The organism is Photobacterium swingsii (assembly GCF_024346715.1).
Taxonomy (GTDB): domain Bacteria; phylum Pseudomonadota; class Gammaproteobacteria; order Enterobacterales; family Vibrionaceae; genus Photobacterium; species Photobacterium swingsii.
In genome coordinates, this window is sequence record NZ_AP024853.1 from 1,240,359 (window position 1) to 1,259,175 (window position 18,817).

Annotated in this window: 17 protein-coding genes and 1 tRNA gene; 10 read left to right on the forward strand and 8 right to left on the reverse strand. The window is 43.6% G+C overall.

Annotated elements, in window-relative coordinates:
* Nucleotides 1–174 precede the first annotated feature (174 nt).
* A complete protein-coding gene (locus OCU77_RS22765) occupies nucleotides 175–408 on the forward strand; it encodes a hypothetical protein (RefSeq protein ID WP_048897391.1) in 234 nt (77 codons plus the stop codon).
* Between the two features lie 36 nt (nucleotides 409–444).
* On the opposite strand, the gene OCU77_RS22770 is transcribed toward OCU77_RS22765, so the two are convergent.
* On the reverse strand, nucleotides 445–1,857 hold the full coding sequence (locus OCU77_RS22770; protein ID WP_211320079.1) for an aminotransferase-like domain-containing protein: 1,413 nt from the start codon (nucleotides 1,855–1,857) through the stop codon (nucleotides 445–447).
* 420 nt (nucleotides 1,858–2,277) lie between these two features.
* Here OCU77_RS22770 and OCU77_RS22775 point away from each other — a divergent pair, with 420 nt between their 5' ends.
* The 3 genes from OCU77_RS22775 (at nucleotide 2,278) to OCU77_RS22785 (ending at nucleotide 5,359) form a co-directional block, all read left to right on the forward strand.
* Nucleotides 2,278–3,288, forward strand: a complete 1,011-nt coding sequence (locus OCU77_RS22775; RefSeq protein ID WP_204375134.1) for a Preprotein translocase subunit SecY — start codon at nucleotides 2,278–2,280, stop codon at nucleotides 3,286–3,288.
* 125 nt (nucleotides 3,289–3,413) lie between these two features.
* Nucleotides 3,414–3,662, forward strand: coding sequence for a hypothetical protein (locus tag OCU77_RS22780; RefSeq protein ID WP_048897389.1), 249 nt, complete (start codon nucleotides 3,414–3,416; stop codon nucleotides 3,660–3,662).
* A 161-nt stretch (nucleotides 3,663–3,823) separates the two neighbouring features.
* The gene (locus tag OCU77_RS22785; RefSeq protein ID WP_107302557.1) at nucleotides 3,824–5,359 is read left to right on the forward strand and encodes a phospholipase D family protein; all 1,536 of its coding nucleotides are present in this window, start codon (nucleotides 3,824–3,826) and stop codon (nucleotides 5,357–5,359) included.
* A gap of 77 nt (nucleotides 5,360–5,436) precedes the next feature.
* Here OCU77_RS22785 and hppD read toward each other — a convergent pair whose 3' ends face one another.
* Nucleotides 5,437–6,507: a 4-hydroxyphenylpyruvate dioxygenase gene (gene hppD / locus OCU77_RS22790; protein ID WP_048897388.1), complete on the reverse strand. Its 1,071-nt coding sequence runs from the start codon at nucleotides 6,505–6,507 to the stop codon at nucleotides 5,437–5,439.
* 235 nt (nucleotides 6,508–6,742) lie between these two features.
* Between hppD and OCU77_RS22795 the strand changes: the two genes are divergently transcribed.
* Nucleotides 6,743–7,741, forward strand: coding sequence for a CHAD domain-containing protein (locus tag OCU77_RS22795; protein WP_048897387.1), 999 nt, complete (start codon nucleotides 6,743–6,745; stop codon nucleotides 7,739–7,741).
* On the opposite strand, the gene OCU77_RS22800 is transcribed toward OCU77_RS22795, so the two are convergent.
* Nucleotides 7,730–8,212 carry a glutathione peroxidase gene (locus OCU77_RS22800; protein ID WP_107302556.1) on the reverse strand — a complete coding sequence of 161 codons (483 nt, stop codon included), beginning with the start codon at nucleotides 8,210–8,212 and terminating at the stop codon, nucleotides 7,730–7,732. The genes OCU77_RS22795 and OCU77_RS22800 overlap by 12 nt on opposite strands.
* A 269-nt stretch (nucleotides 8,213–8,481) precedes the next feature.
* Between OCU77_RS22800 and OCU77_RS22805 the strand changes: the two genes are divergently transcribed.
* A complete protein-coding gene (locus OCU77_RS22805) occupies nucleotides 8,482–9,033 on the forward strand; it encodes a hypothetical protein (protein WP_048897386.1) in 552 nt (183 codons plus the stop codon).
* A gap of 428 nt (nucleotides 9,034–9,461) precedes the next feature.
* Nucleotides 9,462–10,508: a lactonase family protein gene (locus OCU77_RS22810; protein ID WP_107302616.1), complete on the forward strand. Its 1,047-nt coding sequence runs from the start codon at nucleotides 9,462–9,464 to the stop codon at nucleotides 10,506–10,508.
* A 108-nt stretch (nucleotides 10,509–10,616) separates the two neighbouring features.
* On the opposite strand, the gene OCU77_RS22815 is transcribed toward OCU77_RS22810, so the two are convergent.
* Nucleotides 10,617–10,707: transfer RNA gene (locus OCU77_RS22815), tRNA-Ser, on the reverse strand.
* Between the two features lie 613 nt (nucleotides 10,708–11,320).
* On the opposite strand from OCU77_RS22815, the gene OCU77_RS22820 reads away from it, so the two are divergent.
* A complete protein-coding gene (locus OCU77_RS22820) occupies nucleotides 11,321–11,518 on the forward strand; it encodes a hypothetical protein (RefSeq protein WP_048897384.1) in 198 nt (65 codons plus the stop codon).
* A gap of 82 nt (nucleotides 11,519–11,600) precedes the next feature.
* On the opposite strand, the gene OCU77_RS22825 is transcribed toward OCU77_RS22820, so the two are convergent.
* Nucleotides 11,601–12,269 carry a CatB-related O-acetyltransferase gene (locus tag OCU77_RS22825; protein ID WP_048897383.1) on the reverse strand — a complete coding sequence of 223 codons (669 nt, stop codon included), beginning with the start codon at nucleotides 12,267–12,269 and terminating at the stop codon, nucleotides 11,601–11,603.
* 425 nt (nucleotides 12,270–12,694) lie between these two features.
* Here OCU77_RS22825 and OCU77_RS22830 point away from each other — a divergent pair, with 425 nt between their 5' ends.
* Nucleotides 12,695–13,393 carry an HAD-IA family hydrolase gene (locus OCU77_RS22830; RefSeq protein WP_107302555.1) on the forward strand — a complete coding sequence of 233 codons (699 nt, stop codon included), beginning with the start codon at nucleotides 12,695–12,697 and terminating at the stop codon, nucleotides 13,391–13,393.
* Nucleotides 13,394–13,481: 88 nt separating this feature from the next.
* On the opposite strand, the gene OCU77_RS22835 is transcribed toward OCU77_RS22830, so the two are convergent.
* Together OCU77_RS22835 and OCU77_RS22840 are read right to left on the reverse strand one after the other, a co-directional pair.
* On the reverse strand, nucleotides 13,482–14,813 hold the full coding sequence (locus OCU77_RS22835) for a tetratricopeptide repeat protein (protein ID WP_107302554.1): 1,332 nt from the start codon (nucleotides 14,811–14,813) through the stop codon (nucleotides 13,482–13,484).
* 147 nt (nucleotides 14,814–14,960) lie between these two features.
* Nucleotides 14,961–15,215, reverse strand: a complete 255-nt coding sequence (locus OCU77_RS22840; protein ID WP_144414878.1) for a helix-turn-helix domain-containing protein — start codon at nucleotides 15,213–15,215, stop codon at nucleotides 14,961–14,963.
* Nucleotides 15,216–15,905: 690 nt separating this feature from the next.
* Here OCU77_RS22840 and OCU77_RS22845 point away from each other — a divergent pair.
* A complete protein-coding gene (locus tag OCU77_RS22845) occupies nucleotides 15,906–17,204 on the forward strand; it encodes a serine hydrolase domain-containing protein (RefSeq protein ID WP_048897381.1) in 1,299 nt (432 codons plus the stop codon).
* Between the two features lie 87 nt (nucleotides 17,205–17,291).
* Here the strand turns inward: OCU77_RS22845 and putP are convergent, their stop codons facing one another.
* Nucleotides 17,292–18,788, reverse strand: a complete 1,497-nt coding sequence (putP, locus tag OCU77_RS22850) for a sodium/proline symporter PutP (protein WP_048897380.1) — start codon at nucleotides 18,786–18,788, stop codon at nucleotides 17,292–17,294.
* Nucleotides 18,789–18,817: the final 29 nt, after the last annotated feature.

Genomic DNA, 18,817 nt, shown 5'->3' on the forward strand with positions numbered 1-18,817 from the left:
CATTCCTTTTGGGTATTTACATATCAGTTATCGGTATAGTTCACCTCGACTTATTGCCCCTCTCCGGCAATAAAACGCTAACTGTTACAGGCTGTTTTCTCATCGTCTGTACTACTCCCACACGCGAAATAAATGCTCTACTGGTGAGACATTTTGCATGGGAGAACGACGAAGATGAAAAGGGAAGAAGGTTCATTGAATACTGAGGTTAAACTTATTGTCGTAGCAGTTGTTTGTGCTTTTTTGCTCATTGCTGGCCATGTGATTCTCGCGAAGAGCTTCGCTTATTTAATGTGGAGTGAATACATAGCCGCAGCCATTCCATTCATCCTCTTTGTTATTGCTGTTGCGGCTGTTAAATACACCATAAAACTCGAAACCAAAAACAATATAGACTCTTCTCAGTAAGGTTGATTCATCACGCACTCGTGTACAGCATTCACCCTAACGATTGTCTTTGATCACTTGCGCCATGGTTTTGATTGCTTGTTCAGCGGTTTGAGTCCATTCATAAGCACAATTTAGCCGAATACAATGCTTAAAACGATCATCACTGGCAAACAAGGTTCCTGGCGCAATACTAATATCATGCTGATCCAATAGTATGGGTAGTAGCTGAGCGCTATTTAACGTTTTTGGCAGTTCGAGCCATAGGAAATAACCACCAGACGGTTTTGATACCCTTGTATCAGGTGGCAGGTAAGACTGAATAGCACTAAGTGTTGATGCCATACGTTTTTCTAATTCAGCACGTAATCGTCGCAAGTGAGCATCATAATTACCGTGCTGTAAGTAATGAGCAATCGCCAGTTGATTCGGAATAGCCGCAGACAATGTCGACATTAATTGTAATCGTTCCACTTGCTGCGCATATTGCCCAGCAACAACCCAACCCACTCTAAAGCCCATCGCTAAACTTTTAGAGAACGAGCTGCAATGTAATACCCGCCCCTGATGATCAAATGCTTTAATTGGTTTAGGCTTCTTGTCTGAAAAATACAGCTCACCGTACACATCATCTTCGATCAAGGGGATTTGATGGTGATTCAGCAAGGCTATCAGGCTGTGCTTGTTCTCATCAGGCATACTCGCCCCCAGCGGATTTTGAAATGCGCTCATCACCCAGCATGCTTTGACATCATGGTTTTCGATGGCTAATTTCAGCTGAGTTACATCGATACCATCATTCGGGTGGGTGGGTATTTCAATGGCTTTTAACTTTAAGCGTTCAATCGTTTGTAAGGCCCCATAAAAAGCAGGCGACTCAATCGCCACAGTATCACCAGGCTGGGTAACCGCCATTAAACTCAATCCAAGCGATTCCATCGCGCCCGATGTAATAACAATGTCATCGACAGCAACATCAATACCATCTCGTAAATAACGCTTCGCAATAGCACGGCGCAGTGCCATATTGCCCGGAGGTAATTCCGTCAGCATCATTTGCGGCGACATGGTTTTCATCACCTGCCCCATCGCACGCCCTAAGGCATTAATCGGTAAAAGTTCGGGATCAGGAAAGGCCGATCCAAATGGGATCACATTCGGCTTTTTACATGCACTTAATACATCAAACACATGCGCGTTAATCGCAATCGATCGGTTTTCAATTTGCGGTTTATCAGGCTGGTTAACCGTTATTTGATTTAAGTGAGCTGCAACAAAGTACCCGGATTTGGGCTTAGCATGGATCAATCCATCCGCTTCAAGCTGTTCATACGCTCGGATCACCGTCATAGGGCTGACGCCGTGCTGTTTGCTCATAGCACGAATAGAGGGAATACGTTCGCCAGGCAACCAAATACGCTGCGAAATTTGGTTTTCAATCTCAGCAATCACTCGTTGATAGCGCTTGATAGAACTCGTCACATTCATATAATCCATGGATACCTTGTCAATCAAGCAGTGTATCGCTGCGATTCTTTAAATACATTTTTGATGCAGAAAAGTGTGCACTCACCTTTGCCTAATAACCCTTTTTGCCTCACGTCGCCATTTTGGTTACTCACACCCACTAGCACAAAATAACCTTGCTACATAAAGTCATCGTTTAAGATTTAAACAGTTATGAAAGCCGTGTGTGAATTTACGGCTGAAAAAGGCCGTAAGGGCTGATTTATAAGGGATAGCGCTGCTTTTTAAGGTATCCTTTCGCACCTTCAAATTTGAGTGCGATGGGCTCTCCGTCGTACAGGTTTAACGACCTACGCTATAGATACGATAACTATGATTTACAATGACACACTACCAGTAAGGTACCCAAAAGGTCCGTTCGCAATGTGGACGGTGTATAGCTTTACCAGCGCTTCAATTTTAGCGTCTATTATTTTTTCGCTATTACTATTCTTGTCGATAGATGAAGACCCATTGATGCAATTCCTGTTTGGTGGCTTAGCGGTTATCTTCGAACTGGGTAAGTTCTTTGCATGGTATGAGTTTGGCGAGCGTCGCTCCCGCCGCAATTACACAGGAGCATTCTCCGCTTTCGCCTTTTACACTGTGTTAGCCGCTATCTCGATTGGCGGCTCTATTGGTGGTATCAACAGTGCGACGAATCAAGCACAGAGCCATGTTAATGTACAACAAAGTAAAGTGACCGCCTTCAACATGCAGATTGACGCGATTGAACAGCAAATCGCTCTTAATAATGTTGCAGCAGAGAAGTACATCCAAATGGAGCGTATCGCGACAGGCGTAACACGCATTCAGAAAGAAAATGATAAATTGCGCCACCAGCAACAAGAACTCGCGATGCAACGCGACAGTCTTCCAGTGGTGAGCCAAGGTTCAGTATTGGGCTTAATTGATAGTTTAGCAAAATCACTCAATGTTCAGACCCAAACCGCTCAGCTTGGTTTAGTTGTTTTTCTTTCTGTACTGCTCGATTTCTTTGCCGCCTTTTTTGTCGGTTTAATTGGGGAAGAACAACGCTTCCGTCATCAGTTCCGTCGCATGAACCCTATCACTATCGATGCCTTTGATAACGAGCCCCACAAGCAACCAGAGCTTCTAACAGACATGCGTAGCGACACTGCGGACAAAGCATCAACAGTCAGTGCATCAGGCAATAGTGAACCAGAAGTAGCTGCTGAGCCGCTTACACCTTACGAGCAAGTATTCAACGCACTCAACGAAAATAAGGTTAACTGCACCAAGCGTGCAATTACTCGCTTTTTGAAAATGAGCAGTGAAGAAGTGGATGATATTTTCAAACAATTTATGGAAGAAGGTATCGTCAGCAAAAAACCGAATAACCACTATCAATGGCATGGTTTACAAGAAAGCTAACCACTCCCTTGACTTCACTAAGCCTGCTATATAGCAGGCTTTTTTTCTCTCATACTATTCAATTTATGTAGAAATAAAACTAAATGATAGAATATCAAACCAATAATACTGACTAAGGCACAACATTGACTATTTCAATCAACACACTCACCAACTCCCAATTACGCGATGCTAAAAGAAAAGCTGAAATTTGGTGGCGCGCCCAACAAGCTAAATTAAAGCTAGAGAAAGAAAGTCTGTCAGAGCAAGAACATCATCTTCAATATTCGCAAGCGAGCAAAGCCTTTCATGACCGAATAGGCCAAATTGAACATGAACTTTTAAGCCGCCAAAAGAAACAATTAAGAGTGAAGCCTGCTCGTCCTTTGTTATAAAACATTCATTGACGTTAAGTGTTTTTAGCTTGGTATTTATGTTTAATATCCATCTGAGTGATTATTAACTTTATTGGCGTACTAACTAACGAATTCATGTTTATATTATCAATTCTATAAGTGCTACACTTTGCACTATTGCCCCTCAATTAGCACAATGAATGCACGCTTCATTACCTCGACAATACCTTGCTCAGTTTCTCTTATTTTGTGGATTACTCCTTTTATCTGGGTGCGCGCAGACAGCATTTTCCGAACCTAAAACAGCCAGCTACGCCATTGCAGCGCACCCGAAGACTAAGCTCGCACGCTACATAGCCCCTGAGCTTAGCGCTCACCCAAATCAAACTGGGTTTTATCCCTTAGCAGATGGCAAAGATGCCTTTATTGCGCGCTTAGCGATCATTCAAAGCGCCGAGCACTCTATTGATGTCCAGTACTATATTTTCCGAGATGATCTCACCAGTACCGTTATCTCGATGTATCTTTATCAGGCCGCAGAGCGAGGTGTACGTGTTCGGCTACTCTTGGATGATATGCAAAGCCGTAACGATGAAGACATGGCCAATATTGCGGCACACCCCAATATTGAAGTCAGGCTCTTTAACCCTTTTGAACAGCGTAAAGCACGTGCTATCGGCCTAGTCAGCGACTTTGATCGACTCAACCGCCGTATGCACAATAAATCACTCACTGTTGACGGTACATTCTCGATTGCAGGAGGACGTAATATTGGCGACGAATACTTTTCTGCTGACAGCTCCGTCGAGTTTGGTGATTTCGACTTATTGATGGTCGGTGATATTATCGCCCCTATTGCCACACAGTTTGATGTGTATTGGAACAGTAATGCTGCAATCCCGATTGAACACCTACAAGGTCAAGGTAGCAAGATCCCGCATCTTGAACTTGCGCAATGGTATAATGAGCAGTACCAAGACATTGCCACCTCAGAGTATTTCTATACCCTTGCTCGCTTACCTATTATCGAGAAGCTAAAAACCAAGAAAATCCCCTTCTACTGGGGCGATGCAGAACTGTATTACGATTTACCGTCTAAGCTATCAACTCCGAGCCAAGAAAATCCCTTACTCCACCAAATTTCAGCACTGCTCGATCATACCAAGCAAGAGTTACTGCTGATTTCACCTTACTTTGTACCAACTAAAGCTGGGGCTCTCGCACTGGCAAAGGCTTCACGTGAAGGTAAACAAATTACGATTATTACTAATTCTTTGGCCTCTAATGATGTATTTGCCGTTCATGGTTGGTATGCAAAGCGTCGTCAGATGCTGCTCGAAAGTGGTGTACGCATTTATGAAACGCAGGTCGACCCACATATCACACAGCAACATTCTTGGATTGGTAGCTCACGCACTAGCTTACATGCCAAAACCTACATATTAGATCGTGAACAACTGTTTGTCGGATCGTTCAATTTCGATCCGCGCTCAGCGCAATACAATACTGAAATGGGTGTCGTCGTTCATTCACCTTTGTTTGCAGAAAGGATTTATCAAAGGCTAGGTAATGCGTTAAAGAAAAACACATACCGGCTGGCTCTCGATGAAGATGGCAACATCGTTTGGTTCGATGATCATAACCAAAAACGCTACACCAGCGAGCCAGATGCCAGCTTAATGCTACGCATGGGAGCTTGGTTCTCTGGCATGCTTCCCATTGAAAATCTGCTCTAACGCTAGCCATCGATAACACCGTTTTATCGCCGTAAAACAGATGTTATCGCATTGCCATTTGCGACAAACGCACAGTACTAAGACTTACTCAGTACGCCTCGGCGAATTTGATCCAGCTCTATTGATTCAAACAGTGCTTGGAAATTACCTTCACCAAAACCTTCATTGCCTTTTCGTTGAATAATCTCAAAGAAAACAGGACCAATAACGGTATCGGTGAAAATTTGCAATAAAATCCCCGTTTCGTCCCCATCAATGAGGATATTCAACGACTGCAATTTCGCGATATCTTCTTCATGCCCACTCACCCGCGCATTAATGCCTTCGTAATAGGTTTCTGGCGTTTGCATAAAGGCCAATCCCCCTGCTTTTAACTGGGCAACCGTGGCGTAAATATCAGGTGTGCTCAGCGCAATATGTTGGATACCTTCGCCATTATATTGCTCTAAATATTCTGCTATCTGTGATTTATCATCACTCGATTCATTGATTGGAATGCGAATTTTACCGCACGGTGCTGTCATCGCGCGCGACACTAACCCGGTCAACTGCCCTTTAATGTCAAAGTGACGAATTTCACGAAAGTTAGCAATTTTTTCGTAGAAACTCGCCCACAGATTCATATTACCTTGCTTCACATTGTGGGTTAGGTGATCGATCACTTCCAGGCCAGCGTTAGCATGTGCCAAACGGGTAACATAGTCTGGGTAAAAGTCGAAATCTATCCCGTAAATATCTTGCTCACCGTAGCGGTCAACAAGGTATATCAAAGACTCGCCAATGCCGTATATTGCTGGAATATTCAGTTCCATAGGCCCAGCCTGAGCCGCACACGCCGTCGCCCCTTTTCCAACTGCATACGCCAGCGCTTTGGCTGAATCATGAACACGAAAGGCCATCGCATTCACACTCGCCCCGTGCACTCCGGCAAAACCAGCAGCTTGCGATGACGGTTCACCATTGATAATAAAATTAATATCACCTTGACGGTATAACCACACATCTTTGTGTTTGTGCTGGGCTATCTCAGCAAAACCCATTAACCCAAAAAGCTGCTTTAGCTGTGTGATCCCTTCAGGCGTTGGCGCTGTATATTCCACAAATTCAAACCCATCGGTTCCCAGTGGATTGCCATGTTCCATTTCCATCATTAACCCTATTTTGGCGAAAAAACCTTATTAATAGAGTTAGCAGTTGTTATAAAAAGATGAGAAGTTTACGGTGAAAACCCCGCTTCTTATTTGTAAACACCAGACGTAAACACAAGTTGCCAACCAAGAAATCCACAAAACACGCGTAGACACGCTAAATTTATATTTGGCATGCTTGTCGGCTCCATATTGAGCCAGTGTTGAAGTAGTTAGCATAATGCAGGAGCAAACGATGAATGTGACAACGCGAGACACCTTAAAGCTGCCAAAGCGTCAATCACTAACAATCAAACTCCAGCCAGACTTGCCGCTGCTACCTTTATTCCAGCGCTACCTTTTAGACGAATTTCAGTATGCTCGCCAACATGAGGTAGGTATCATTCGAGACGACAATCTGGAGTTTTTACACCAATATCGCGTCTCATTGCGGCGAATTCGAAGTCTGATGAAGCAACTCAAGTATCTGTATAGCAATAAGATCTATTCTGCCATCACAGCACAGATCAAGACGATGATGATCACAACTAATCAACTGAGGGATCTCGATGTTTATCTGTTAAAAATGGACGACTACTTTGATTGCCTAGAACACATTCACCACCAAGGACTTGCTCGTTTTTTTGATGATCTACAAGATGCCCGTAAAAACAGTTTTAAAGTGGTTAAACGCAGGCTAAAAAGTGATGACTATAAGCAACAGAGTTTGCATTTAGAAGACATACTTAGCCAAGATTGGGAGCGGCAAAAAGAGAAAGCAGAGAGTGCAGAAAAACACCTGTGCCAAGCTGCCGCGCAAAAAGTCATCGACCAAGCCACACAGGCGGTAAAACAACATACCAATTTAATTATCAGTGTTCATACTCGTACCGATGCGAAAAGCAAGAATAGTGATGACAGCCAGATCCATCGGCTACGTATTGCTTGTAAGCGATTACGGTATAACCTTGAATACTTTACCCCCTTAATGAAAAAGGGGATGCTGAAAGAGCAACTCGTCTTACTGAAAAGCCTACAAACCACGCTCGGTGATTTCAATGATGCCTCGGTACAACATCAGTTTTTACTCACTTATCGAGCGAATAAAAAGCCCAGTAGCCACCGCTACCGAGCAATTTCAGCCCTGATTGAAATAACAGAGCAACAACACAAGCACAGCCGCAAGCGCATCCTAAAACAGCTTGCTGGCTTTCAGCTGACGTTACTAGAGCAACACAGTGCGTTATTTCGCTAGTACGCGCGCTATATCAGCGTCCATTGATTCAGGCCTTTTGGTCGGCGCAAAGCGCTTTAAAGGCTTCCCATCACGACCAATTAGGAATTTAGTAAAGTTCCACTTCACTTTACGCCCAAATGTTCCTGGCAACGCTTTAGTTAAGTATTGAAAGACTTCATGGCTATTCGCACCGTTCACATCCACCTTCGCGAACATTGGAAATTCAACGCCATAATTGATCTGGCAAGCCTGTTCTATCGTGTCATTCTCACCAGGCTCTTGCCCACCAAATTGATTACACGGAAAACCAAGGATCACTAACCCTTCATCATGATATTTAGCGTAAAGATCTTGTAAACCTTGGTATTGTGGTGTGAAGCCACACTCACTTGCGGTATTAACAACCAATACCACCTTCCCTGCAAAATCGGCCATCGCAATGTTTTCACCACGGATGTTTTGGGCAGATAAGTCATAAAATGTTGTCATTCGTATTTCCTTTCGATCGACGTGTTATAGCCATCACCTGAACATTTATACCAATTCAGATCGGGTTTACCTAAAATGTAGCAGCAAATTGATGAAGATTGGAGTTATTACTCAAAAGACAGAATAAACAGCTAAGTTGTTGTGATAGTTGTCAATATCGTCACCGCCATCAAGTGGCTCATTCACTTTCAGCAACACAGTAACTCTGAAGCACCAAAATCAGATAATGCGTATAATACAATTTCATTACCGATAACACAGAGCACACTATGACGGCCACTGCATTACACCAAACCTTCACAACCATAGGTCTCGATCAGCTGGCGTTAAGTCACCTTGAACAAAAAGAGTTAGCCGCATTTATTAAGGATCACGCTCGATTCTACGACAGTGTTTGCCAACAAAAAGCCGATAAAGATCCCATTGATTTATTGCTAGGCTTAATGACAAAAGTACAACAAGAAACCACTGCAAACTACCAAAATAAACAGTCTGCCATCGAGAGCATGCACCAAGTATTTAGCGATACAATAGGTAATCAACAAAACCGGTTTGTCGCAACAGATAGCCACAGACTCGCGCTAGAAACGCGCTTATGGCTGCTCGTACAGGGTTACTGCGGCATTGATTTTAGTTACGCCAACGAACACGCCGAGCATATCGCCTCGCTACTGACAATTAGCCTTGCCCAGCCAGAACACGCACTGCGCAGTGAATTTTTAGCGGCTTTTTACGCTGGAAAAACAAAGAAAGGTGAAAAAGCATCAACTCATCGTAAATCTTCAATCCTTCAGCAGATAAAGTCATTTTTTAACCCTTAATACCGCGTCTTAAATTCAAGGTGAAGTATAAGAACCTTCACTACAGCATAGGTGAAATAAGGCAGTGAGGCCAACACGCTATCTTTTAACCCACTCAATATAAAATTAATTCTAAAGCTAAGTTTTTAACACCAAAGTCTTTTAACATTCACGTATACAAGTTTTACAAATTTGATCCTTGTGCGTTTTTTGAACACCGATATACTTCTGGTCAAGCTTTAACCAAGTATGTTGTTCCTTAAGTATTTACTTACTTTATTTCCCAGCCTGTCACTCCTTATGACAGGCTTTTTTTTGCCTAAAATTCCACCTAAAATGCCGTTGTGGTGCGGAAACGAGTTCACACTTTAGCCACTTCAGGCCCAGTAAAGATTGTCCCCTTCAGTCACAAACGGCATGGTAATAACAGACTTTTCTTGACTAAGGCTATTATGACCTCTCATTGTTTGCATTATTACGTTGGTACCTACACCGACTCACCCAGCACAAGTACTGGGATCGCGCGCATTACGCTAAACCCTGATTCTGGCGAATTAACCCGCTTAGAGGATGTTACGGCTTTACGTAACCCTTCCTATCTCACAGTGACTCAGGTGGGGCTTTATAGTGTCAGTGAAGTATCCCGTGATGAAGGCGCTCTGGTGCAATTTACCTCTCCATTGAGCAGTCGTCAGTTAGCAATCGCTGGGGATTCCCCCTGTCATTTGGCTATCAAGCCCCCTTACCTTGCCGTTGCCAATTATGGCTCGGGAAACACCAGTCTTTTTCTGCTGGATGAAAAAGGTCAGCCGCAACGCGCTCTGTCTGAGCTATACATTGCTGGGAGGGGTACTAACCCAGATCGCCAACGATCACCGCACGCGCATCAAGTCTGCTTTTTCGCTCACTCGAACCAACTGGCCGTCGTTGATCTTGGAGCAGATCAGATCCATATCTATGACTACCGTGTTAATGCGCCAGGGCATAAATTCACACTGACACAAACGATCCCCATGCCAGCTGGCTCAGGACCTCGGCACCTCGTTTTCAATAAAAGTGAAACGCTGGCTTATCTGGTATGCGAACTATCCGAAACTGTCATCACGCTTTTAAAAGAGCAGAATAAATGGCATATCGTTCACCAATGTGACTTGCTGAAAAATGTTAAAAGTGAAGAAGCGGCATCAGCAATTCAACTAAGCGATGATGACAGGTTCTTATATGTCTCTTGCCGCGCCCAGAATAAGATCTGTTTGTTCGACGTTTCAGCCATAGAACCGATTAAGATAGCTGAATATGATAGTGGAGGGGCTTTCCCGAGGGACTTCACCCTGTCTTGCGATGGGCTGTGGTTACTTGTTGCGAACCAACATTCAGACAATATCGTGAGCTTTCGCAGGAATAGAGAAACAGGTGAACTAACCCCAACAGGATACCAGTGCACTGTCAGTGTGCCAGTATGTCTACAGCCAGTGAGAGAATACAAGTCAGAATGAAAACGTTGAACAACGTCTAGCTGACTCTTGTTCTAGGGGGCGGCCTATCTATAGTCATAAAATTTAGACGAAAAAAAACCGCTGAATGTTCAGCGGTTTTTTTGAATGTGGCGGAGAGATAGGGATTTGAACCCTAGATACGCTACAAACGTATGCCGGTTTTCAAGACCGGTGCTTTCAACCACTCAGCCATCTCTCCGTAAGTGCGGCGAATAATAGCCTTCTACTCGGGAGCTGTAAACCCCTTAAAAAACCAAGTGATGACAAAACAATCAAGTCCTAACGATAACAGGCAAAAGTTCATCAAGGTTGATTAAATTAATATAATTGCTAGCCCATGGGTAAGCTTTTCAAACTGCTTAGTATGGGAAAAATTTCACCGAGAGCGACACAATAACCAAGAACTTTGCACTAAAACGCTAAATAAAACAGGCAAGACATTTCCGCATACCAATGTCGTACTCACCTAGTGAGTTAGGTGCTATCTTAGCGCCAATATGCACCTAGTAGAGAAGCAACAAGCAAAGCTAAACAGTTGTTATATAAAGATTAAAAAGGTTATCAGTCTGCGACGAAAGTCTACGAGATTGGCGAAAATACAACTGGATAAAAATAACGCAATTTGCTGGGGATTTTATGCAGAGAGGAATGATCGAGACTACCCTCATTTATTCGTCGGAGCTATCATTTTCGACGTTAATTATTACATTTTTGCAGCGAGTCACAGACCTGATCATCTTGTCTTATAACTGCCATATTCCTCTGATAAACATATCACCGATGGCGACGCATTCAGTCTTTAGGAGGTCATTGTGTCTATCAATTCATTGAACCATGCAGAAATGTCTGATGTCTCTTCAAAGTGGGACTTCAAAGATGAAACAGCTTCAAATTTAACTGATTACAAAAAGCAACAAGCTGAAGCACGCAGGAAGATCGAGATGATGCGAGAAATCCGCGAAAGTGGTTTAACCCTAGAAGAAGCAAGAGATCTCGGTTTACTCCACTGAAAGTACAGTAAATCAGATCGTCAATAAGGGGCGCTTAGTCTTGCGCCCCTATCGATAATTAACGAGCACCACGAACACTGTGCTAACGCTTTGTATGCCACCCTAGGTAGCGCTCGTACAAGGCAGTAATGTCACCGCTACACATCAAATCCATGTTCTCTTGTAGTCGCTCTAATGGCCAATCCCACCAGCACATATCCAGTAGCATAGTAATTTCGTTATCCGTAAAACGGTTTTTCACGGCTTGACCAGGGTTACCAACCACAACGGAATAAGGCTCTACGTCTTTAGTCACGACAGCTCTTGCTCCAATCACAGCGCCATTACCTATCGTTACACCAGGCATAATGACACACTCGGTACCTAACCAAACATCATTGCCGATTAGCGTGTCGCCCGCCCGTTCAAAACCAGATTTCACTTTATCGCCAAAGACTTTGTAATCAAAAGGGAAGGCTGACACCCAATCATGTCGATGCCCTTGATTACCCGCCAGCATCAAGGTCACTCCCGAAGCGATAGAACAAAATTTACCTATAATCAGTTTATCAATATCAGGAAACATCCCTGACTCCCACACTTCTCGACTGGGTTTGTCACCCATCAGATAGCGCACACACTGATCTTCAAAATGTTTCTCGTGGTAATAACCCGAATAATAACTGTACTCCCCCACTTCAATATTAGGGTTCGTTATATGGTGGCGGATCTCATGCCCACTTAACCAAGTAGGAAAAATAGAAGATGCCATAAAAGTATCCTTATGATTGTTATGCCAACCCCATCAATCACGAAGCTAAATAGTGCGCAACCCTAAGAAGTTTTAACCCGCTTGGCTGCTTTAAACATTGATAGACTTGGTATCATTTATTTGTCACTGCTTTGTCGCATTTCACACTATACGCTTTCTAAAGCCGCGTTTTCAGTGCGAAATACTGTTTATCAGTATAGAACGTCTATGCACCTCACCCGCAATCTCCCTTCATGACTCTCACGACTGAGAACGCCCTGTCTCTTTTTAACCTTGCGCTGTCTCCCATTTATCGCATCTATACACCAGAGACATATGATTAAGTTAGCAAAAGTATTCAAATGCGATTGTAGTCATTTGTCGCTCGTATTATCCCTATCTATACAAAAAGAAGAATGACGCTCAATGCGCACACAGGAGCAAGAATGAAAAAAACAACAGATATTCAGTGCATCATTTTTGACTGTGATGGCACCTTAGTCGATAGCGAAAAAATCAGCCAACAAGCCCTGACTGAAACTTTTGCTCAATTCGGCATCACCCTAGATGCAGCAAGTTATTGGCAGCACTTTAAAGGGGGAAAAATGTCAGACATCCTTGCTGAAACCTGTGCGCGCGTAGGGCTAAGAGTCCGCGTTGATGATCTTGAGCCAATATACCGTAAGGCTTGTGAGCGCTTATTTTTACAAGGCGTTAAGCCTATTGCTGGGGTGCCTGAACTGCTTGATACGTTAAATCGGCAAGGCTACGAAATGTGTATAGCGTCTAATGCGCCGAATGAAAAGATCAAACATACGCTAGAGCTCACTGGGTTATATCATTACTTTAAGGGGAAGATCTTTAGTGGGTTTGACGCCAATAGCTGGAAACCTGAACCCGATGTTATTCACTATGCAGCCATGCTGATGGGTATGCCATTAAACAGGTGTGTCTTTATTGATGATACCGTACGAGGAGTTGAAGCAGGTATCAATGCCAACATCCAAACATTCCATTTGCTTTCAACACCTGGCGCTCAAAAAATTGAGCACCCTAACGTGACGCCACTCAATAATATGACGGAGTTACTCAGCTACCTGATGCCGTCTGTCGAAACACAGGCAAAAAACTCATGCCCAGCGTAAATTCGATATCCTAATAACATCATTGATCATGGGCTAGTTACTCATCTAGGAAGCCTACCTCAAAGGTGAGGAAGGCTTCCATAGCCAATTAGGATGGTGTCTTTGAGGTGGTTACCGAGGTGTTTTTAGCGATGTCATTATTCAATGAATCCCACGATGAAGACCAATTCATGGCTTGGTATTGTTGCGATCCGGCATGGTTCACTTCATCTTCCGTCCCTAACGCTGCATCATCAGATGCTGCTATCGCAACCTGTGGGAAAGCATCGTCACTAAGATCATCAAGCTGATCAACTTCATCGACTTTCGCTACTCCCGTCAGCGGCGAATCAACAAAAATAAATTCTTCACCGTCTATCAACATATCATCCGATGCTAAATGCTCTAATTGCTCAACGGTTGGACGATACCCATCACGAGAGTACACTTTGTCGATCAAGTGAATGATGGCGTTTTCTGGTACTGTCGGCTCAGCTAAACGTCGGTAAATCGTCTTGGTTAAACGCTGTACTTCAAGAATAGAGGTAATTCCGACCACTTGAACAACCTCATCACGCTCTTTCTTTGCCTCTTTAATTCCCCCCGCATAAGCCAAAGACAACCAAATATAAGCAATAGCAGCATCAGTTGCTGTCGAGCCTAAATGCATCTTGGCAGCAAGATACTGAGCTTCAGTGTTTCCTTGTTCTGCCGCTCGCTCAAGCCAATACACAGCGCGCGCTTTATCTTTCATGGTGCCCAACCCACTCTGGTAGCAATAGGCTAACTTAACGAAAGCTTTTACATCATGATTGATTGAGGCGCGTAAGCGCCAGCGAAAGGCTTCTCTTGGGTTATTGTGGGGGTTCATTTCAGAGACAAACCAATCACCCAGAAACAATTGCGCGGGCACATAATTCATCGCCGCTGCGATTTGGATATTATCAACACCCGCATCGATATTAACGTCAGTACCATAGCCACGAATTTGGTAACGGCCTAAATCAAAGAGTGCATCTTGATTACGGTGTTTGGCTTTAATGAAAGACTCCCAATAGAGTGAGCGAGCCTCACCGTTTGGATCTTCCACATCTAACTTGCACAACCTCGCTAACGCATGTTGTGCTATCTCACTGCCTAAGTCCGCCGCTTTCTGATACCAGCGAACGGCTATTGCGACGTTATTTACTTCCGCTTCTTTTGCTAACGAAAGCAGGCTTGGAATATGGCCTGTTTGCGCTTTAAATACTTTTTCTTCATGTTCAGCAGCTTTGGCTTTTTCTAGCACCAACTGATACTTTTCAGCTTTCAGCACTTGATCACGGCTTTCCTGCTCTTTGCGCCCCGCCGCTTTGAAATAGCGATGCACAAACCAAGCAAGTGGTACCGTTAAAGCACCAATACCAAGAGAAATAGTGGAAAGTTGATCCCATGAAAACAAAGTTATTACCTTTTTTACGCATACTGAGTCGGTATGATACCGTTATTTTTGCCTTTTTTTGCAAATACATCAGTAAAAAGCATACTTATCTGCGTAAATAGTCTCGATCAACCCAACATTCTTACCAAGCAGGTGAAATGATACCCGCTAACTCTTTGGCAGCATCAAGATAGCTTTAATTTGATGTAATTTATTGCTATTGCCATTACGGATGACATCAATAATATCGATCAAAGCCGCAGTTTGTGTCGAAGGCGTTTTACCACCTTCTAAATACTGATAATTGCGTAATGTCATGCGTAGTTTTTCACTCATTTCTTGCTGAGTACAGCCTAGATCTTCTCGTAGCTGTTTTACATTATTCTTGGTCATGGCCATGGTCGACTTTATATCGTGATTCAATAACATCACCCTATTTCAAGCGAAAAAAAACCAGCCCATCAGGGCTGGCAAGCAAATACTTATTGGTAAGTAATTCAAAATACACTTGAACCAAAATAGGATTTTCATGAAAAAGACAGTTAGCTTACAAAGCAACTGTGACGTCGAATATACTAACACCATCAAGTTTGATGTCAAATTAAAGCGCGACTTTATTACTGTTCTCATCATAAATAACCATCATACATTTCTATCAATACGCTAATTAACGCGATTTTTAACTCTAGCTATCCACGATATGAGCTGACGTTTACCCAGCTCTAATGCAAAGTCAAAGCTTATGGCACGTAAATTACACACCACTTAATCACCGCAGTTGTAATTTTAACATCAAACATAATAATAATGATCAAGATCAAAACCAAAGCTTGTCATTCAACATTAAACTATATCTACAGGATATATGATCACTTAAATCTATCTTTGGCTAGAGCGAATATGAATATTACAGCTTACTTTCTCATTACGCTGGCGAGTTTCCCTGCCACTGCAGAGCCACAACCACACTGATGGCAAACAAACCTGAACCTAAATCCAGATAAGCATGTTAAAGCCGGCGTCTCTTACTACTTCTAAATGTGAATTTTTCAGACCCAAAGCGTTAACAGGCAATGACCTGATTTATTGCCTCTTTCAGTCATAGGAGATGTTATGAAAAAGAATTTAATTGCGATGACATTACTCGGTTTAGGGCTTTCACTAACAGCTTCAGCTGCTACATTTCAAGCGCCCGATCAAGCGTTTATAAAAAAAGCAGCGCAAATGAATGTCACCCAAGAAAACTGGGACAGTGCTGAAAATGCCGCATCCAGCTTTCCTTATGCTTACAAATTTACCCACCACTATCGTATAAGCTATGGTTTGCTCGGCGGAAAATCTGGAGTCCTGATGAGTGAGCAGTTCAAATCTGGGATCCCCCTTGATTTTAATAGCATCACGATCGCTGCGATGGATGGCGACATGCCCTTAAATTCCTTTCTGCGCGATCGTTTAAAGAACCATACTATGGTCGTATTAAAAGGCGATCAGCTAGTCCATGAGCATTACTGGAATGGTATGAATGAACACTCCACTCACCTTGATATGTCAGTGACCAAGTCTTTCACTGCTATGCTAGCAGGCATTGCGGTAGCCGAAGGTAAGCTCGACATGTCAAAGCCTGTGACTTTCTACCTGCCAGAACTCAAGAATACCGCTTGGAAAGAGGCAACCGTGCAAGAAGTGGCCGATATGCGAACATCATTAAAGATAACGACTTCACCACATAAATCGTGGGATGAACGCATGACAAGCTCGCAAGGCTGGCATGGCGACAAAGGTGCCGTTGCTTATCCAAATGGTATTGCAGACTATATACCGTTTGTAACAGACATTATTGAACCAATGGGAACGACATATACTTACCAATGCATCAATACTGAAGTACTAGGCAAAGTTGTTGAAAGCGCAACTGGTGAAAACCTAGCAAATCTACTGGAAGAAAAAATCTGGACGCGTATTGGTGCTGAAAATGATGCATTTTACATGTCTGATGCAACGGGTTTCCCTGTTGCCTCTGGCGGTTTAAACATAGCGACTAAGGATTTAGCTCGCGTTGGCCGTATGCTCCTTAACGACGGTAAGAACTACATTGGTGAGCAGGTTATTCCAAAAGCCTTTATCGACAATATTTGGGCGGGCAACGATAAAGTGAAAGATGCATGGAAAAAAAGCAAAGAAGCCAAGCTAATGAATGGATGGTACAAAGATCAGTTCCGCGTACTTGAAGTGTCAGGACACACTATCCTTGCGATGGTAGGGATCCACGGTCAAGTTGTCGCAATGGACAAAGCAAGCGGCACAGTCATTGCAATGAATGGCGGCTACCCACAAACCGAAACACCCCGCATGGCTAACATGCTTTTCAATAAGGTGATTCCTGCAATTTTGGACGCCACAGCAAAGCAGTGAAAAATCTAGCTGTAAAAAAGCCCATCAGTACTGAGTATTGATGGGCTGTTCTCTATGACCTAAAGTCACATCTTAATTTAGCCAATACTAATCAAACTCAACCAAGTTCTTCTCATATTGATCAAACTGCGCTTCCACTTCACTTGAAGCATTACCCGTCAGTGAGCTTATCGCAATAATAGAGATTGTCGCCAAGATGAATCCAGGTACAATTTCGTAAAGGTCGAAAATACCACCGTTAAGTTGCTTCCAAATCACAACTGTCATCGCACCCACGACAATACCAGCCAACGCGCCATTACGGTTCATGCCTTTCCAGTAAAGGCTTAATAGCAGAGCAGGACCAAACGCAGCACCAAAGCCCGCCCATGCATAAGACACTAGGCCCAGTACTGAGCTATCTGGGTTCATGGCAAGTACCAATGCCACAATAGAAAGGATAATCACAGCAGCACGTCCAACCGTTACGATTTCATCTTGAGAGGCTTGTGGACGGAATACTTGCTTATAAAAATCTTCAGCCAATGCTGATGACGATACCAATAGCTGTGAATCAGCCGTACTCATGATCGCCGCCAAGATAGCCGCAAGTAAAATACCAGCGATAACAGGGTGGAACATAGAGTTAACCAATAGCATGAAGATTTTCTCGCCATCCGCCAAATCACCCGCCAGTTGGTTATCTACATATAAGATCCCTACTAAGCCAACAAGAATTGCTCCCGCCATAGACAACGCAGTCCATACCACGGCAATACGACGCGCCGTTGCAATATCAGCATTTGAACGTGTTGCTTTAAAACGGGCAAGGATGTGCGGCTGACCAAAGTAACCTAGCCCCCATGCAGCCAATGAAATGATCGCAATCGCAGATAAAGGCTCACCTTTCACATCATTAAACAGCGTCATCAGTTCTGGGTTTTTCAGCTCAAGCGCAGCCGTTAAGTCGCCCACACCACCATTCATTGCTGCAATCGGCACGATTAACAGAGCGGCCGACATTAATAGTCCTTGCACCAAGTCTGTCCACGATACCGCTAAGAAACCACCAAATAAGGTGTAAGACACGACACACACAGTACCAACAATAACGGCAATGGTGTAATCAAGACCAAACACAGTTTCAAAAAGTTTACCGCCTGCAACTAAACCTGAACTGGTGTAGAAAAGGAAGAAGAGCAAAATGAAGAAAGCTGAAATGGTTTGGATCAGTTTCGATTTATCATCAAAACGACGAGCTAAAAACTCAGGTAATGTCAGCGCGTTGTCGGTTGTAATACTGTACGTACGTAACCGTTTTGCACAGATAAGCCAGTTTAGCCAAGTCCCCAAGAGTAGGCCACCTGCGAGCCAAAATGACTCGATACCCGCCGCATATGCATAACCGGGTAGCCCCAATAGCAACCAACCACTCATGTCTGACGCACCAGCAGATAAAGCTGCAGGCCAAGGCCCAAGTGTGCGCCCACCTAAGAAGTAATCGGCGGAGTTTGATGTTCGCTTATAAGCAATATAGCCAATGGCCATCATAGCGATCAGGTAAGTAATAAACGTACCTGTTATCGCAAAGCTGTTTTCTATCATTCTAGAGTTCCCTCACTGATAGTCCCAGT